This is a genomic window from Gemmata algarum, from assembly GCF_034097035.1.
GTDB classification, from domain to species: Bacteria; Planctomycetota; Planctomycetia; order Gemmatales; family Gemmataceae; genus Gemmata; species Gemmata algarum.
This window is the reverse complement of sequence record NZ_JAXBLV010000174.1, coordinates 50381-64928: the sequence shown is the minus strand read 5'-3', so window position 1 is coordinate 64928 and position 14548 is coordinate 50381. Positions and strand designations below refer to the sequence as shown.

Below are 14548 nucleotides of genomic sequence, written 5' to 3'. Positions count from 1 at the left end.
TGGGGCGTGCAGGTGGAAAATGCGGGACGCGGATGCTGGCGTCTCGCCGGTCGGCCGGTTAGCATTTTTTTACGCACCGATCCGATGGGAACCGTACATGCCCACCTCAACGTTCGACACGGCACACCTGAACGATTGCCTTCAGCGTTGGCGCAACGGCGAACGCGAGGCGGCCGACGAACTGCTAAACTGCACTAAGGAGCGGCTCGAACGCTTGGTCCGCCGGATGTTTCGGGCGTTTCCGAATGTTCGCCCCTCTGCGGACGTTGGGGATGTGCTTCAGAACAGCATGGTTCGGCTCCTGCGCTCGCTCCGCACGATGCGCCCGGCAACGACGCGCGATTACTTCAACCTCGCGGCGGTTCACATTCGCCGCGAGTTGCTCGACCTGGCCCGGCGGTGTAAGAGCAAGCCGTGCGTGTCGTTCGAATTCGCGGGCGTGACAGGATCGCGGCACGAACCGGCGGTCGAGGTGCCGGCGGATTTGGATTTCTGGGTCCGGTTCCATCAGGCTGTCGACGAACTCCCCTCTGAGGAGCGCGAGGTTGTCGGGCTGATTTTCTATCACGGATGGAAACAGGCGCAGATCGCGGAACTGTTCGGAGTCGACGAGCGGACGGTTCGGCGCCGCTGGCGGCGCGCCTGTGAACACCTCCGCAAATTGGTGGGCGACGACTGTTCGTGACCGCGGCTACCGCACGAGGACACGCAGGTCTCCTGCGCGCCTCGTTAAGCCGATGCGATCGAGGTACTCGCACACCGGCACCGCGTACTTTCGGGTGGTCCCGAGCAGATCCCGGATCTCGGCCACCGTTGCGCCGGGGCCGGTCGTCAAACGTTCCGTCACCCGCCGGCGCATCTCGGCTTCCGCTTCTGCGGACAGATAGAACTCGGAAGTGATACGCACGAGGAACCCCTCGGCGCACGCGACCTCGAAGATGTCACCGAGGGCCGCCGCGTTACCGCCGGCTTGGTTCGCGAACTCCTTCGGCTCTGGTGGGGTAAACCCGCCCGCCGTGTGCGCGTCCACGATCTTGTCTTTCAGCTTCCGCTGGTTCACGCTCAGCTTCGGTTTGAAGTCGGCACGGGCGATGCGTCGCGCATCTCCGACGACCTTTTTCGCGCGGATCAGGCGGTCCGTGACCGCCTGGAGCAGTTGCTCGTCGCCGACGTAGTCGAGCCGGGCGAGCACTTTCTGCCGGTCGTGGTTGGTGACGAGCGGGTGATCGGCATGCAGCATGGCGAGAGTGCCGAGGATGCGCGTTTCGAGTTCCGCGATGCGATCCGGGTGAACCAAGAGGGTGTGGTTGGCCGCGAGCGTGATCGGGATCAGCTTTCCGGCGCTAATCAGCCCGCTCACCAAAGGTCCCACGTGCTCGGGCTCCGCGCCCGCGGCACGCACGAGGTCGTCCGGGGTGAACCCGTGGAACCCCGCGAACCACGCCGTCGCAAGGGTTCGCGTTTCGGGGGCGTCCGACCACAAGCGCTCGATCTGCTCGATGGCCTCGGTGTGCCGCCGCCGCACCTTGGTGGCACTCGGCTGAAGCACCTGACCGCCGCCGAGCGTGCGCTCGGCCGACGAGTCGCGCACGACGAACGGTTGGCCCCACACGACAGTCACCGGATCTTCGAGGAACAGTTGGGCGAGCCCCCACTGACCGGGGGGAACGGTGTCGCAATCGAGGAGCGAGACCGTTGCCATTACTTCCGCCGTACCGACGTGCAACCGGACCGGGAGCCGGTGCTTGATCGCGTGCGTTCCGTCGGCCGGAACCGTGAGCCGCACGGTCACGACCTTGCTCGCGGCGAGGTAGCCGGGGCGGGCGAGTTCCTGCCCGCGCCGCACCGCCTCGTGCGGCACGCCCGCGAGGTTCACGGCGGCGCGCTGCCCGCGGTGAACCTCCTCCACCGGGCGGCCGTGGTTGTTCAGCCCACGCACCCGCACCCGTTCCGAGGTGCCGTCCCCCTTGTGCCACTCCAGTTCGTCGCCGGTTGCTACCGAACCCGACACGATGGAACCGGTGACGACCGTGCCGTGCCCTTGAACAACGAACGCGCGGTCGATCGGCAGCCGCAGCCATTCGGCACCGGTGCGCTGCTGAACCGTGGCGCACAAACCGGCGAGCGCCGCCCGCAGTTCCGCGATCCCGAGCCCGGTGTGTGCGGAGGTGTGGACAATCGGCGCGTGCTCGAGGAACGAGCCCTGAACCAGTTCCCGCAGTTCCAGCCCGACGACCTCGCGCGTGGTTTCGTCCACGAGGTCCGCCTTGGTGAGCGCGATCAACCCGTAGCGCACCCGGAGCAGTTTGAGGATTTCGAGGTGCTCGCGGGTTTGCGGCATGACCGAGTCGTCCGCGGCCACGACCAGCAGCGCGAGATCAATCCCGGTGGCACCTGCGAGCATGTTTTTGACGAACCGCTCGTGACCGGGCACGTCAACGATGCCGAGCCGGACGGCCCCGAGCTCCAGGTGCGCGAACCCGATGTCGATGGTGATGCCGCGGGCCTTTTCTTCCGGGAGCCGGTCGCAATCGATGCCGGTGAGCGCTTTTACCAGTGACGTCTTGCCGTGGTCGATGTGTCCGGCGGTGCCCAGGATCAGGTCGCGCATGTTCGTGTTCGTCCGTCGGCCGGTGAGGACGAGTATTCTACCGCGCACGCGGTGCGGACGAGCCGTGGGAGCCACTCGCATAATCGAAACAGGCTGCGCGCGTGAATCCGCGCGCCCGGCAGAGCTGTAAACGCACAGAGCGGTTTCAGTTGTTGGGCGGTGCGAACCCGGTGAGCTTAACCGAACGGATGTGGAGCCGGTTCTCGGCGCCGACCGCGAGCGCGTCCACCTGACACCGTAACGGGCTCGTGCCGCGAGTCACCACCACTTCGACGGTTTTCCAGGTCCCGTTCGAGTTCGGGAGGAGCGTGCGACCGATCCATTTGCGGTCGTCGATGTTCTGGAAGTATGCGGCCCCGTGCCCGGTTCCGGTGGTGCGGTAGGTGACCTCGAGCCGCAGGTGCTCGCCCTTCGCGAACGCCAAGCCCATCTCGTCCTTCTCTTCGAGCCGGAAGGCGATTTGGGCCGAAACCGGTTCGCTCAAGTTGGTGAACCCGATGGTGCGAGCGCCCGCGATCGTGCCGCCGCGCCACGCGCTCACGGTGTCGGGCTTCCACGCACCCAAAGTGACGCCCTTCAACTTGAGATCCGGGTCCGTGCCTGAGGTGGTGATGTGTCCGCGCTTCGTCATGTCGAAGCCCGGCAGAAGGTCGGCGGACCAGTTGACCCACTCGTGACCGGTTTCGGTCGGGTTCGGTTCCGCAACCGTGATGCTCCCGAGGTAAAGCGTTCCGGCGGGGTCGCTGTTGTGGAACTCGAGCAGCCCGCCGCTCGCGCCGCGGAGGTCGATTAACCGCTCCTCCGTCCGCCACCCGGTACCGACGGCCGGCCGGACCACCTCCCACGCCGGCCGCGCGTCGTCGGGTTTGAACTTTATCGCAACCGCCTTCTCACGCACCGCAGCCGCGTATTCAAGTTTCAGCCGCACAACTGCCGATGGCGCGCCGAACCGCGCGCTAAAGAGCATTGCCGACCCCGGGCCGCTGGCGGTCCGCAACCCGATCGCCGGTCGCGCGTCGTGGACCGTGGTAAACAGCTCCATTTCGGAGTCCTTGTTCCAGCACCGCGCGGACCAGTCCGGTGGCAGCGTCCCGTCGCCCGACCGTGCGACGAGGAACGGCGCTTTCTTGTTCGGGTCCACCGGATCGACCTTCAGCCCGACGCGCTCCACGAAGGGCTTGAGGTCTGCGGGGTTTAGCGCGGCGCGAAGCTGCTCCGTACCCGCTACCGGAGGAGTCGTTTTTACGATCGGCGGGGATGTTCTCGGAGGCATCGCCGATTCCGGCCGGGGCTGCGGGGCCGGCGGAACGTTCGGGGTAACCTCAGACGCGGGCGCCGTCGAGCGGGTGGCACGGTCCGACGGTTTCTCCCCACCGGTTCCCAGCCAGACCGCGACTCCTGCGGCCACGAGAAGACCTGCCACGAGCGCCGCAACGGCCAACCGTCGGCGCCGCCGCGGCTTCGATTTGCCCGGAGCCCGGGCGGGCGCGGGGCGTTCGCGCATCGTGTCGCCGGCACTCAGCTCGACCGTTCCCTCGGCCGCCCCGGACGGGTCATCGACAATGTTCGACGAAGCCGGATCGCCGCCCCCCGCGGCCCCCAGAACCGCGCTGCTGGGGCTCACGCGCGCGAGAACGGGAGCGCTCTTCCCCTGGTACGTGTGCGACAGCGCCGCGGCGACCCGCTCGCTGTTCTCGGTCCACGGTGCGAGTGCCGCAACGACTTCCACACCGCTCTGGTACCGGTCGGCCGGTTTCTTCGCCAGCATTCGAGCCACCACCGCCGTCAGTTGCGGCGGCAGGTCGGGGCGGAGTGTGGCGAGCGGCGCGGCGGCGCGGAGCTGATGCTGCATCAGCTTCTGGGTGGTGTTGCCGTCGAACGGCGGTCGGCCGGCCAGGAGCGTGTAGAGCGTCGCGCCCAGGCTGTAAATGTCGGCGCGGCCGTCGGTGTGCGGGCTGTTGATGGCCTGTTCGGGAGCGATGAAGTCGGCGGTCCCGACCACCGCGCCGCGGTCGAGCAGTTCGGTGAGTTTGTCCTGTTCGTCGCCGGACCGGGCCAGTCCCATGTCCAGCACCTTCACCACGCCCTCGCGGTTGCGAATGAGGTTGCCGGGCTTGATGTCGCGGTGAATGAACCCGCGCTCGTGCGCGTGCTGGAGCCCGGCCGCGGCCTGGGCCACGCACTCGGCCGCCAGCGCGACGGGCATCGCGCCCTCGCGGTCCACGTACTGCTGAAGCGTCTCGCCGTCCACGTGCTCCATCACCAGACAGTAGGTGTTCTGGTAGTTCAGCACGTCGAACACACGGACGATGTTCGGGTGGTCCAATGCGCCGGCCGCCCGGCCCTCGCGCAGGAACCGTTCGACCGACAGTTGCGCGCCCTCGCCCTTGACCGGCGCCAGGATCTTGATTGCCGCCTTGCGCCGCAGCTCGTGGCGGTCGGCGAGGTACACCGCGCCCATCCCGCCGCGCCCGAGTAGGTCGAGAATGACATACGGCCCGATTCGGAACCCTTTGTGGCGGCCGGCGAGCAGCTGGGAACTTTGAAATTGGGTGAGGAGTCCGCGCTGGACCAGTACCGCGGCGGCCGATTGCGGGTCGGTCGGGAGCGCATCGGGGGACGGCAGCTCCGCGACCCGCGCCGGAGACAGAATGCCGCTCTTGCGGACCAGTGCCAGCAAATCGGCAACAGAGCTTGGGGCGATGGCTGCCATAGGCCAGTCGGTTCCGGAGCAAGGAACGGGCGACTTAACGCCCTAACAGAGGGCGCGGCGATTCAGCATAGAACAAAAACACGTACCGTGTGAGGGGAAACACTGGCAAAGGAAAAATGCCCACTAATCGTCCCCCTTTTCTCCCCACCGGCGGACCAACCCGTGCGCCACGCCGAGTTGGTCGCAGACCCGGCCGACGACAAAATCCACCATGTCTTCGATTCGCTCCGGTCGTGTGTAGAACGCGGGCATCGCGGGCAGCACGACGGCCCCGGCCTCGGTAACCGTGACCATGTTGCGCAGTGCGATCAGCCCGAGGGGCGTTTCGCGGGGCACCAGCACCAGCTTGCGGCGCTCTTTCAGATGAACGTCGGCGGCGCGGTGGATCAGGTTTTCGGACACACCGTGCGCGACCGCGGCCAGCGTTCCCAAGCTACACGGGCAAATCACCATCCCGCCGGTCAGGAACGAGCCGCTCGCGATCCCGGCCCGGAAATCGCGGAAGTGGTGGTACCGGAGCCGTGACAGGTCCAACCCGTCCCCGCGCGGGCCGAGCAGCGCCGCAGGGGCGAACGCATCGGGGGCCAGAGCGATGGTGCGGCCCGATTCGGTTTCCAGCACTTCGACCGCCGCCGGGCTGATCGTGAGGTGAACCGTGCGACCGGCGCGGAGCAGCACTTCGACCAGGCGCAGCCCGTAAGGCGACCCGCTCGCTCCCGTGAACGCCACAATCAGGTCCGACGCGGCCATGAACGCCTCCGGTATCGAACTCCCTTCCAATCCTACCGTTTCGGACGCACAATGAGTAACAGGGTCCGCACCGTTGGGGGGAGTCATGCGCGCCGCCGTCACCCTCGTTCTCGTCGCCCTCGGCTCTGCGGTGGCACAACCGGAGGGGCCAACCGCCGGACTGTCCAAGTGGCCGTTCGATGAGATCACGCTCGCCAACGGGTCGAAGCTGGAAGGGCTGATCCTGTACGAACTGCCCGACGGGATCGAGTTCCGGTCGGTGTCCCGGCCGCCCGGCCGCCCGACGGTCACGCTGACCAGCTTCCTGAGCAAGGCCGAGATCGCCCGAGTTCGGAAGATGACCGACCAGGAGCGATCGTTCCTGAAGGAGAAGCTCGCGGAACTCGACCCGAGCGGGGAAGGGGAGCGGCGGCGGATGGAGTCGCTCGAACTGGTCCCCGCGGACTGGCCCGAGAAGCCCCGGGCGGCGAAGCTGTACGACTCCGATTACTTCACACTGGTGAGCACCGGGACCGAGGAGTTCACCCGCCGCTCGGCGGTGCGGCTCGAACAGATTTACACCGCCTTCGCGCGGTTCCTGCCGCCGACCGTGAAGAACGCCCGCCCCACGCAAATCATGCTCGCGACCGATCACGAGGAGTACCGCGCGATCCTGGGAGGTGCCAACGTCCTGAACCCGGCGGTCTACGATGCGAGCCGTAACCGGGTGCTATGCGGCAGCGATCTGACCACGCTCGGGAACGAACTCCAGTCGGCGCGCGTCCACCACGCCCAGCAGCTCGCGGGGCTGGACCGGTACGAAGCCGGCGTGCGGAAACTGTACCGGGGGGACGAGCTGGGCCGGCACCTCCGGGCGATCGAGGTCGAGCGGAAGCGGGTGTTCGTGGCGGAAGCCAACAACGGCTACAAGTTCGACACCGCGACCGGGAAGTTGCTGTTCGCCCTCCTGTACCACGAGGCGTTCCACGCCTACGTGTCCACGTTCGTGTACCCGCCGCTCAAGCCGGCCCAGGTGAAGGCCGGGGAGGGGACCGGCGAACTCCCGCGGTGGCTCAACGAGGGGCTCGCCCAGGTGTTCGAGACGGCGGTGGTCGAGGCCGGCGAACTTCGCGCCGACCACCCGGATAAGGAGCGGCTCCAGCGCGCGAAGGACTGGCTGAAGGGCAAGGACGGCGGTACGCTCGTGCCGCTCGCGAGCATCCTGGTGACCGGGCGCGATGCGTTCCTGGCGTCGCACGCGGACCAGAAAGCAGCGTCCGACCGGGCGTACCTGTCGTGCTGGGCGCTGGCCCACTACCTGACGTTCGAGCGCCGCCTGATCGGTACCAAAGCGTTCAACGATTACCTCGTGGCCGTGAACAGCGGTGACGACCCGAAGCAGGCGTTCGCAGCGCTCGTGGGTCAAAACCTGGATGCGTTCGAGAAGGACTGGCACACCTACCTGACCCGTCTCCAACGGAACGGGACGCTGGCAAAATAAGGGCCGTTGCAGGAAATTACGCTGTTGCTGTCCGGGGCCGGCAGCGTAACACCCAATCGGGTTTCGGCGTCGGCGATGACCTTGGGCGTCGCTCCGCCAGCGAGGTCGCGAGCCGATCCGGGGCCGACGCCCTCAGCACCGCCTCGATCCGCGCCCACACCTTTCGCACCCTGAGCCCTCCGGAGCAGAACCCCCGTTACAGCGGCGCGAGCCGAGAACGCCTCGGGGGGTCATTTGCCGCGATCCTCACCCTTGCTGCTGTCGCCCGACTGGGGCGGCGCCGGGTCTTGTGCGCGGATGCCGAACTCCTGTTCGGCGGCGCCGTCGTGTTGCGGCCCTTCGACGGTCGCTTTCTCGGTGTGCCGGCCGGTCACCGTGTCCACCACCTTCTCGACCGCGTGCGCCGCCGCGACCGCGGGCTTGGCGATGATGTCGGGCACGTGCGGCGCCTCGCCCGTCGAGATGTGCCGGCTCAGCACGTACTTCTGGATCAGCGCGCCGGCCACCCCGGACAGGATGGCGACGACCACCAGCGGCTTGTACTCGTTGATCTTGTTGAAGATGTAAAGCACCTGATCGGTGAGGAAGTACGAGAGCCAGAACATAATGTTGACCAGCGGGATCGCGTAAATCACGTCCGCCAGCATGAACCGCCCGACCGGCACCCGCAGTACCCCCGCCATCACGAAGATCGGCCCGCGGATGCCCGGCAGCAGCCGCGCGCCCAGAAGGATCATGATCCCGCGGTCGTGAAAGTTCTTCTCGATCTGCTCCCGCTTCTCCGGCGTCACGATCCGCCGCTGCACCCAGCCCACCTGGAGCAGCCGCCGGCCCCAGATGCGGCCGACGGCGTACAGCGAGCCGTCCCCGATCACCACCCCGGCCATCAGGACCGGGAGCATGATGTACCACCGCAGCGGCGGGTCGCCGTGGCCCACCATGATGCCGGCGGTGATGACGGGCAACTCCTCCGGGACCGGGACGACGGACGCCGAGGCGATCAGCGCGGTGAACACGCCGAGGTAGTGGTAACCGGACTCGCTGAGGTGCTCGAGCATCAATGACGACCCGTGGGGCCCGCCCGGTGCGCGCGGGCCATCAGATCAAGTTACCACCGGCCGCGCGGCGCGGTCAGGGTTTTGTGTTTGGGGTTCCGCGTTTTGTGTTTACTCTGTGGCGGTCCGGGCGCGCGACCGGCCGGGCGCCCTCTCCACCTAACGCGATCGGCACTATGAAACTCGGACTGATAAACTCGGCGTGGGCGCAGGCGGGGAAGGGCACCGCGTTCGGCATCCGGCAGACGAAGGCCATCGGGTTCGACTCCATCGACATCTTCGCCGACCCGCTCGACACCGGCGCCAAGGAGCGGAAGCTGATCCGCACGGAGTGCGAGCGGGCGGGGCTGCCGGTCGTCAGCGTCGCGTGCGTCGCGGTCGGGCTGATCGACTTCAACCCGAGCGTCCAGCGGTTCCACCTGTCGCGCTGCAAGGCGTACCTGGATTTCTGTTACGAACTCGGTGCGCAGAACCTGCTGCTGGTGCTCGGCGAGTACATTTGGGAGCGGCAGGTCATCGCGCCCGCGGAGCAGTGGCGCGCCGGCGTCGAGCACCTCAAAACGCTCGGCGACTGCGCCGCCGGTCTGGGTCTGGACATCGCGCTGGAACTGGAACCGTTCAAGCTGTCGCTGCTGAACAACGTGCCCAACATGGTGCGGTTCATCGACGACGTGGGCCACCCCGCCGTCCGGGCGAACATCGACGTTTCGCACCTGCACCTCGCCGGCTCGCGGCCCGAAGAGCTGCGCGCGCTGAAGGGCAAGGCGGTTCATGTTCACATCAGCGACTGCAACGGTCAGGTTCACGGCGACCTGCCGCCGGGCCGCGGGGTGGTCGATTTCGCACCGTATTTGAAGGAAATTGCCGCACTGGGGATCAGCGGGGCGATCAGCGTCGAGCTGGAATACTCGCCCGAGCCTGAAAAGATCGTCGAGTGGGTAACGGAGGCGTACCACGCCACGGCGGATTTACTGCAAGAGGCCGGCATCCCGCGCGAATAATACCCCGTGGCAGATCAGGTGTCCGGTCTGCCACGGGAGTGCCCACGATGGCAGACCGTGTGATTGAAACAGACCTCCACAAACTCTCGGGTGAGTGGCTGCGCAAGGCCGGTGAAGCGGCCCCGGAGGCGAAGAAGTTCCTCCAGGGGCCGCAGCGCCGCCGGTTCGAGTTCTGGCAAGCCGTGAAGATCTTTCGCGAGACCATATACGGGTTCCGGAAGCTCCATTTCGTCGGCCCCTGCGTGACCGTCTTCGGGTCCGCGCGGTTCAGCGAACAGCACCGCTATTATCAGATGGCACGCCAGGCCGGGCGGTACCTGGCGGAGTCCGGGTTTACGGTCATGACCGGCGGCGGGCCGGGGATCATGGAGGCCGCGAACCGGGGCGCGAAGGACGTCAAGGGGCGCTCGATCGGGTGCAACATCGTGCTCCCGCACGAGCAGAAGCCGAACCCCTACGTCGATTCGTGGATCGACTTCGAGTACTTCTTCGTCCGCAAGCTGATGCTGGTGAAGTACAGCTACGCCTTCATCGTGCTGCCGGGCGGCTTCGGCACACTCGACGAACTGTTCGAGGTCGCGACCCTGATTCAGACTGGGAAGCTGGAACACTTCCCGGTGGCCCTCATGGGCGTGGACTACTGGAAGCCGCTGGTCGATCAGCTCCGGCTGATGGTGAATGAAAAGACCATCAACCCCGAAGACTTGGACCAGCTCATCGTGTCCGACGACCCGGGCGAAGTGGTGTCCGGGGTAACGGATCTGGCGATGAAGCGGTTCGGGCTGAGCTACGGACCGGAGTGCGAGCCGAAGTGGTGGCTCGGCGAACGGGTCGGCCGGTGGTTCCGGAGCTGGAAGTAGGTCGCAGGACTTCCGGTCACAAGTCCGCTCGTCGAAAGTCGTAAAGTCACAAATTCAGTGGTGGCAAATTCTTGTGACGTTATGACCTGCTGATCTCACAACTTCTGACCGGAAGTTCTGAGGTGACGGCCGACTGCTCCGCGGTCACCATGCGTTGGTCAGTAGCCGCACCAATATCGCGAGCGCTCTGTAAGTGCCCTGGCGCGAGTGCCGGACGGGCCAAGTGGTGTTCGCGCTGTGGAGTCGCGCGAATTCCACCATCAACACGTCAGCGGCTCGCGCCGATTATTCCCCGCGCTGGCGAGACGAAACACGTCCCCTTCCAGGCGAGCGCGTTCGCCCAGAAGGCCCGCTGTGGTGCGGCCTGGGGCTTCATGCGACCGGGTTCCGCAGCGTGCCGATGCCGGCAATGGTGATGATCACGTCGTCGCCCGATTTCAGTGTGAAATCGTCCGGGGGGACGATCCCGGTACCGGTGAGCAGCAGCGCGCCGTGCGGGAACTCATTCTCCTTGAACAGCCACTCGGCGAGGCTCTCGACTGTCCGGGCCATTTGGGCCAGCGTGGTGCTCCCCTCGAACGCGGTGCTGCCGCCACGGGCGATCACCAACCGAATTTCAACGCCCGGAAGTTCGGGCATCAGGGCGGCCGGGGTCACCAGCGGGCCGACCGAGCACGACCCCCGATAAATCTTCGCCTGCGGCAAGTAGAGCGGGTTCTCGCCTTCAATGTCGCGCGAGCTCATGTCGTTGCCGATCGTGTATCCCACGATCGTGCCGGCGGGCGAAATGACCAGCGCGAGTTCCGGCTCCGGGACACTCCAGGTCGCGTCGGTCCGGACGCGAACCGGGGAGCCGGGGGCGACCACGCGCGCCGGCGTGGCCTTCAGGAACAACTCCGGGCGCGGGGCGGAGTAGACCTTGTCGTAGAACTGCGCGGCCCCGACCGATTCTTCCTCGCGGGCGATCTTGCTCCGCTTGTAGGTCACGCCCGCGGCCCACACCTCTTGCTGGTCCACCGGGGACCGGAACTGTGTGGTTTCGAGCCGGTCGGCGGTAACGCTAGTGTCGAGCAGTTCGCGGGCGGTCGCAACCGGGTCCGGCGCGTGGAGCAGGTCGGCCAGCGTCCGGACCGCGGGGTTGCGGCCCAGATCGAGCGGGTACACCAGCCCTCGCTCCACGGCCACCACCGTCTCCCGACCGCCGCGTAGCGCTTTCCCGAATTGCATGACCGCTCCCACACGTGAAGAGGATTTCGTACCGTCGTTGTATTCCAGTCCCGCCCCGCTTCACTCGGGGCGAGCAGCATTTCCAATGAGCGAGTCGCGCCCGCGGGTCGCTCGACGCGAGCCGGTGCTGCTCGTCCATCGCCCTACTTCAGAATCTGGCGGACCGGCTCGCCGTGGCAGATCGCGAGCGGGCGCCCCTGGGTGTCGTGGATTTCGGTGTCGCGCGGGATGCCGAGGCAGTGATAAATCGTCGCGTGGATGTCCTGCGGCAGAACCCGGCCGTCCTTGGGGTATGCGGCGAGCTTGTCGCTCGCCCCGTGGACCGCACCACCTTTCACACCGCCCCCCGCGAGTGCGATCGAGAAGCACGGCCCCCAGTGGTCGCGCCCGCCGGCCGCGTTGATTTTCGGCGTGCGGCCGAACTCCGCCATCCACACCACGAGTGTGTCGTCGAGCAACCCGCGGTCGGCCAGGTCCTCGATCAGTGCGCTGTAGGCGGTGTCGAGGACCGGCATGAGCTTTCGCACGCCCTCGGTGTTTTTGCTGTGGGTGTCCCAGTGCCCGTTGTTGGGCGCGTCCGGCACGCGGGTCCAGTTCACGCGCACCAGCGGCACCCCCGCTTCAACGAGGCGCCGGGCGAGCAGGCACGACTGGCCGAACCGCGTGCGCCCGTACCGGTCGCGGGCGCGGGGCTCTTCGGAGCCGAGGTCGAACGCCTTGCGCGCCGCCGGCGACGTGATCATCTCGAACGCCCGGCGCGTGTGAGCGTCGGCACTCCGCTTCGGTCCCCCACTCCGGTCCGCGGAGCCCAGACGTGCTCCGTCGAGCGCGTCGAGCAACCCCTTGCGGCCGTCGAACCGCGGGGCCGGCACGTCCGCCGGCAGGCTCAGCCCCGGGACCTCGAAGGTGCCGAGCTCGGGGGCGCAGTTGATGAGCCACGGGTCGCTCGCGCGGCCCAGGAACCCCGCGTCCTGGCCGGGCCAGGTGAGCCCGCCGTCGTTCGCGCTCTGCTCCGGCAGCGTGACCGCCGCCGGGAGCGTGCACCGCGGCTGAAGCACCTTCTTCACCACCGCGCCCAGAGAGGGCCAATCGTTGGGCGCGCCGGGCTTCGCGTTCTCGACCTGCATCGGAACGTGCGCGTGCCCGGTGGTCATGAAGTAGCCGCTGGCGGAGTGGGCGTTGTCGTTCGTCTGGCAGGCCCGCAGGACCGCGATGCGCTCGGTCAGTCGCGCGGTGCGCACCATCGTTTCGCCGACCAATAGTCCGGGCGTCGCGGTGCGTATGACACCCATATCTCCGCGGGCTTCTGCGGGCGCGTCCGGCTTGGGGTCCCAGGTCTCCTGCTGCGGCGGCGCGCCCAACAGGAACAGCAGAATGACGCTCTTGGGCTTCCGGGCCTGCGGAGGGCGTGAGCCTCCCGTGGGTCCTTCGCCGGCGGCGAGGAGTTTCGGGAGGGTGAGGCCGAAGGCGCCGAGAGAGCCCATCGTGAGCGCCTCGCGCCGGGTGACGCGGTCGCTACGGCATACGGGCTCGCGGGTCAGAAGGGAGAGCATTAGCGGGGCTCGCGCGGGGTGGGAAAGAGCGCGTGGGTCGGCGGGTGCGTTCAGTATGCCGTGAGGCACGACGGAGTTGAAGCAAAATTCGTCAGCGTTCGCAGGTGATGCCGGTGCGCCTCAACAGCCAGTCGTGCCGATTCCAGGTTTCACGCTCCGCGTCCATGACGCACAATAGCAGCGCCGTTCGAGCCAAATTCGTGTGCGTAACGGCGAACGCCCTGGGCCGCAGTCCGCCTCGGAAGCTGGAACTTGGAACTCGGAATTGCAATACGCGGCTGGCTCGGTCTCCCGCCCGGAGTGTGGCCGCCGGACCACTACGCGCTGCTCGGGTTTGCCCCCGGGGAAGGGGACGTTGGCGAGATCGAGGCTCGCGTGTTGGACCGCATGGAACTGTTGCGGCCACACCAGATCCGCCACCCCGAGGCGGTGACCGAGGGGATGAACCGCCTGGCGCAGGCGCTCGTGTGCCTGACCGACCCGGTCACCCGCGCGGCTTACGACCGGCACCTGGGAATCGCGCCGGCGCCGTTCGAGGTGGTCGATGACGAGCCGATCGAGCCGCCCCTCGAGCCCGCGCCGCGCTCGGCCGCCCGGCTGCAAAACCTCCCCTACGAGGTCGTCGCAGATGACGAACCGTTCGGTGAGGTGCTACCAGACGAGCGTGCCGAGACGAGGCCCGTTGCGGTGGCGCGTATCGTCTCGTCCGCGCAGGCGCGGCGAGCGCCAAAACCTCCGAAGCTGAAACGGCGAACGATCTACCGCCGGCTCGCGGCCCTGCGCCGGGTGAGCCGTGCCTGGGACGCGCTGCGCCCGGTTCTCGGCACCCCCGGCGAGCCGCTCGCAACGCCGGTCGCGGTGTTCGCATTTCTCCAGGCTCTCACGGACGCACGAGTTGCGTTTCCCGGTGCGGCGTTCGTGCTCGGTCCGGCCCCGCAACCGGGGGGGCTAGTGCTCGCTCTGGTGCGCGAAGCATCCGCACCGGGTACCGTGCGCGGGTTGCTTCCGTCCCAGCGCGAGGCCGTCGCCCAGGACTGGCACCGCGGTCACGTCCTGCTCCAGCGTGAGCGTGCGGCGCTGCGCAAACTCACCCGGCGATTGAGACGCGGTCGCACCTGTCGGGCGCAACTCGGCCGACTTCTGCGTGCGGTGCCGGAACTGGTGCTCGTGCTGCTCGCCGCCCTACTCCTACTCGGCGCCGCCATCGTGCGGCACCGCTGATGACCTATTTCCTTGACGCGACTCTGTGCGCTGTCTAGACTTAGGACAGTTCCCGCTTGACGAAAACGGGTCGATCC

Annotated in this window: 11 protein-coding genes; 5 read left to right on the top strand and 6 right to left on the bottom strand. The window is 67.3% G+C overall.

Features of this window, described 5'->3' with window-relative positions:
• The first annotated feature begins 97 nt into the window (after positions 1 to 97).
• Entirely contained in the window at positions 98 to 685 is a 588-nt protein-coding gene (locus R5W23_RS13280) for an RNA polymerase sigma factor (protein ID WP_320686725.1), read from the top strand.
• A gap of 6 nt (positions 686 to 691) precedes the next feature.
• Here the strand turns inward: R5W23_RS13280 and selB are convergent, their stop codons facing one another.
• The 3 genes from selB to R5W23_RS13265 form a co-directional block, all read right to left on the bottom strand.
• Positions 692 to 2611 (bottom strand): selenocysteine-specific translation elongation factor, encoded by a 1920-nt coding sequence (selB, locus tag R5W23_RS13275; RefSeq protein WP_320686724.1) that lies wholly within the window; start codon positions 2609 to 2611, stop codon positions 692 to 694.
• 145 nt (positions 2612 to 2756) lie between these two features.
• On the bottom strand, positions 2757 to 5324 hold the full coding sequence (locus R5W23_RS13270; protein ID WP_320686723.1) for a serine/threonine protein kinase: 2568 nt from the start codon (positions 5322 to 5324) through the stop codon (positions 2757 to 2759).
• 123 nt (positions 5325 to 5447) lie between these two features.
• Positions 5448 to 6074, bottom strand: a complete 627-nt coding sequence (locus tag R5W23_RS13265; protein ID WP_320686722.1) for a UbiX family flavin prenyltransferase — start codon at positions 6072 to 6074, stop codon at positions 5448 to 5450.
• 85 nt (positions 6075 to 6159) lie between these two features.
• Here R5W23_RS13265 and R5W23_RS13260 point away from each other — a divergent pair, with 85 nt between their 5' ends.
• Positions 6160 to 7554 carry a DUF1570 domain-containing protein gene (locus R5W23_RS13260; protein ID WP_320686721.1) on the top strand — a complete coding sequence of 465 codons (1395 nt, stop codon included), beginning with the start codon at positions 6160 to 6162 and terminating at the stop codon, positions 7552 to 7554.
• A gap of 230 nt (positions 7555 to 7784) precedes the next feature.
• Here the strand turns inward: R5W23_RS13260 and R5W23_RS13255 are convergent, their stop codons facing one another.
• The gene (locus R5W23_RS13255; RefSeq protein ID WP_320686720.1) at positions 7785 to 8612 is read right to left on the bottom strand and encodes a DedA family protein; all 828 of its coding nucleotides are present in this window, start codon (positions 8610 to 8612) and stop codon (positions 7785 to 7787) included.
• Positions 8613 to 8785: 173 nt separating this feature from the next.
• Here R5W23_RS13255 and R5W23_RS13250 point away from each other — a divergent pair, with 173 nt between their 5' ends.
• Positions 8786 to 9610, top strand: a complete 825-nt coding sequence (locus R5W23_RS13250; protein WP_320686719.1) for a sugar phosphate isomerase/epimerase family protein — start codon at positions 8786 to 8788, stop codon at positions 9608 to 9610.
• 47 nt (positions 9611 to 9657) lie between these two features.
• Positions 9658 to 10470, top strand: coding sequence for an LOG family protein (locus R5W23_RS13245; protein ID WP_261188796.1), 813 nt, complete (start codon positions 9658 to 9660; stop codon positions 10468 to 10470).
• 372 nt (positions 10471 to 10842) lie between these two features.
• On the opposite strand, the gene R5W23_RS13240 is transcribed toward R5W23_RS13245, so the two are convergent.
• Entirely contained in the window at positions 10843 to 11697 is an 855-nt protein-coding gene (locus tag R5W23_RS13240) for a fumarylacetoacetate hydrolase family protein (protein WP_320686718.1), read from the bottom strand.
• 143 nt (positions 11698 to 11840) lie between these two features.
• Positions 11841 to 13250 (bottom strand): DUF1501 domain-containing protein, encoded by a 1410-nt coding sequence (locus R5W23_RS13235; protein WP_320686717.1) that lies wholly within the window; start codon positions 13248 to 13250, stop codon positions 11841 to 11843.
• Between the two features lie 252 nt (positions 13251 to 13502).
• On the opposite strand from R5W23_RS13235, the gene R5W23_RS13230 reads away from it, so the two are divergent.
• Positions 13503 to 14471: a hypothetical protein gene (locus R5W23_RS13230; protein ID WP_320686716.1), complete on the top strand. Its 969-nt coding sequence runs from the start codon at positions 13503 to 13505 to the stop codon at positions 14469 to 14471.
• Positions 14472 to 14548: the final 77 nt, after the last annotated feature.

Coding starts and splice junctions, on each gene's coding strand:
- R5W23_RS13280 (WP_320686725.1), top strand. CDS start 98: ATGCCCACCTCAACGTTCGACACGGCACACCTGAACGATTGCCTTCAG.
- selB (WP_320686724.1), bottom strand. CDS start 2,611: ATGCGCGACCTGATCCTGGGCACCGCCGGACACATCGACCACGGCAAG.
- R5W23_RS13270 (WP_320686723.1), bottom strand. CDS start 5,324: ATGGCAGCCATCGCCCCAAGCTCTGTTGCCGATTTGCTGGCACTGGTC.
- R5W23_RS13265 (WP_320686722.1), bottom strand. CDS start 6,074: ATGGCCGCGTCGGACCTGATTGTGGCGTTCACGGGAGCGAGCGGGTCG.
- R5W23_RS13260 (WP_320686721.1), top strand. CDS start 6,160: ATGCGCGCCGCCGTCACCCTCGTTCTCGTCGCCCTCGGCTCTGCGGTG.
- R5W23_RS13255 (WP_320686720.1), bottom strand. CDS start 8,612: ATGCTCGAGCACCTCAGCGAGTCCGGTTACCACTACCTCGGCGTGTTC.
- R5W23_RS13250 (WP_320686719.1), top strand. CDS start 8,786: ATGAAACTCGGACTGATAAACTCGGCGTGGGCGCAGGCGGGGAAGGGC.
- R5W23_RS13245 (WP_261188796.1), top strand. CDS start 9,658: ATGGCAGACCGTGTGATTGAAACAGACCTCCACAAACTCTCGGGTGAG.
- R5W23_RS13240 (WP_320686718.1), bottom strand. CDS start 11,697: ATGCAATTCGGGAAAGCGCTACGCGGCGGTCGGGAGACGGTGGTGGCC.
- R5W23_RS13235 (WP_320686717.1), bottom strand. CDS start 13,250: ATGCTCTCCCTTCTGACCCGCGAGCCCGTATGCCGTAGCGACCGCGTC.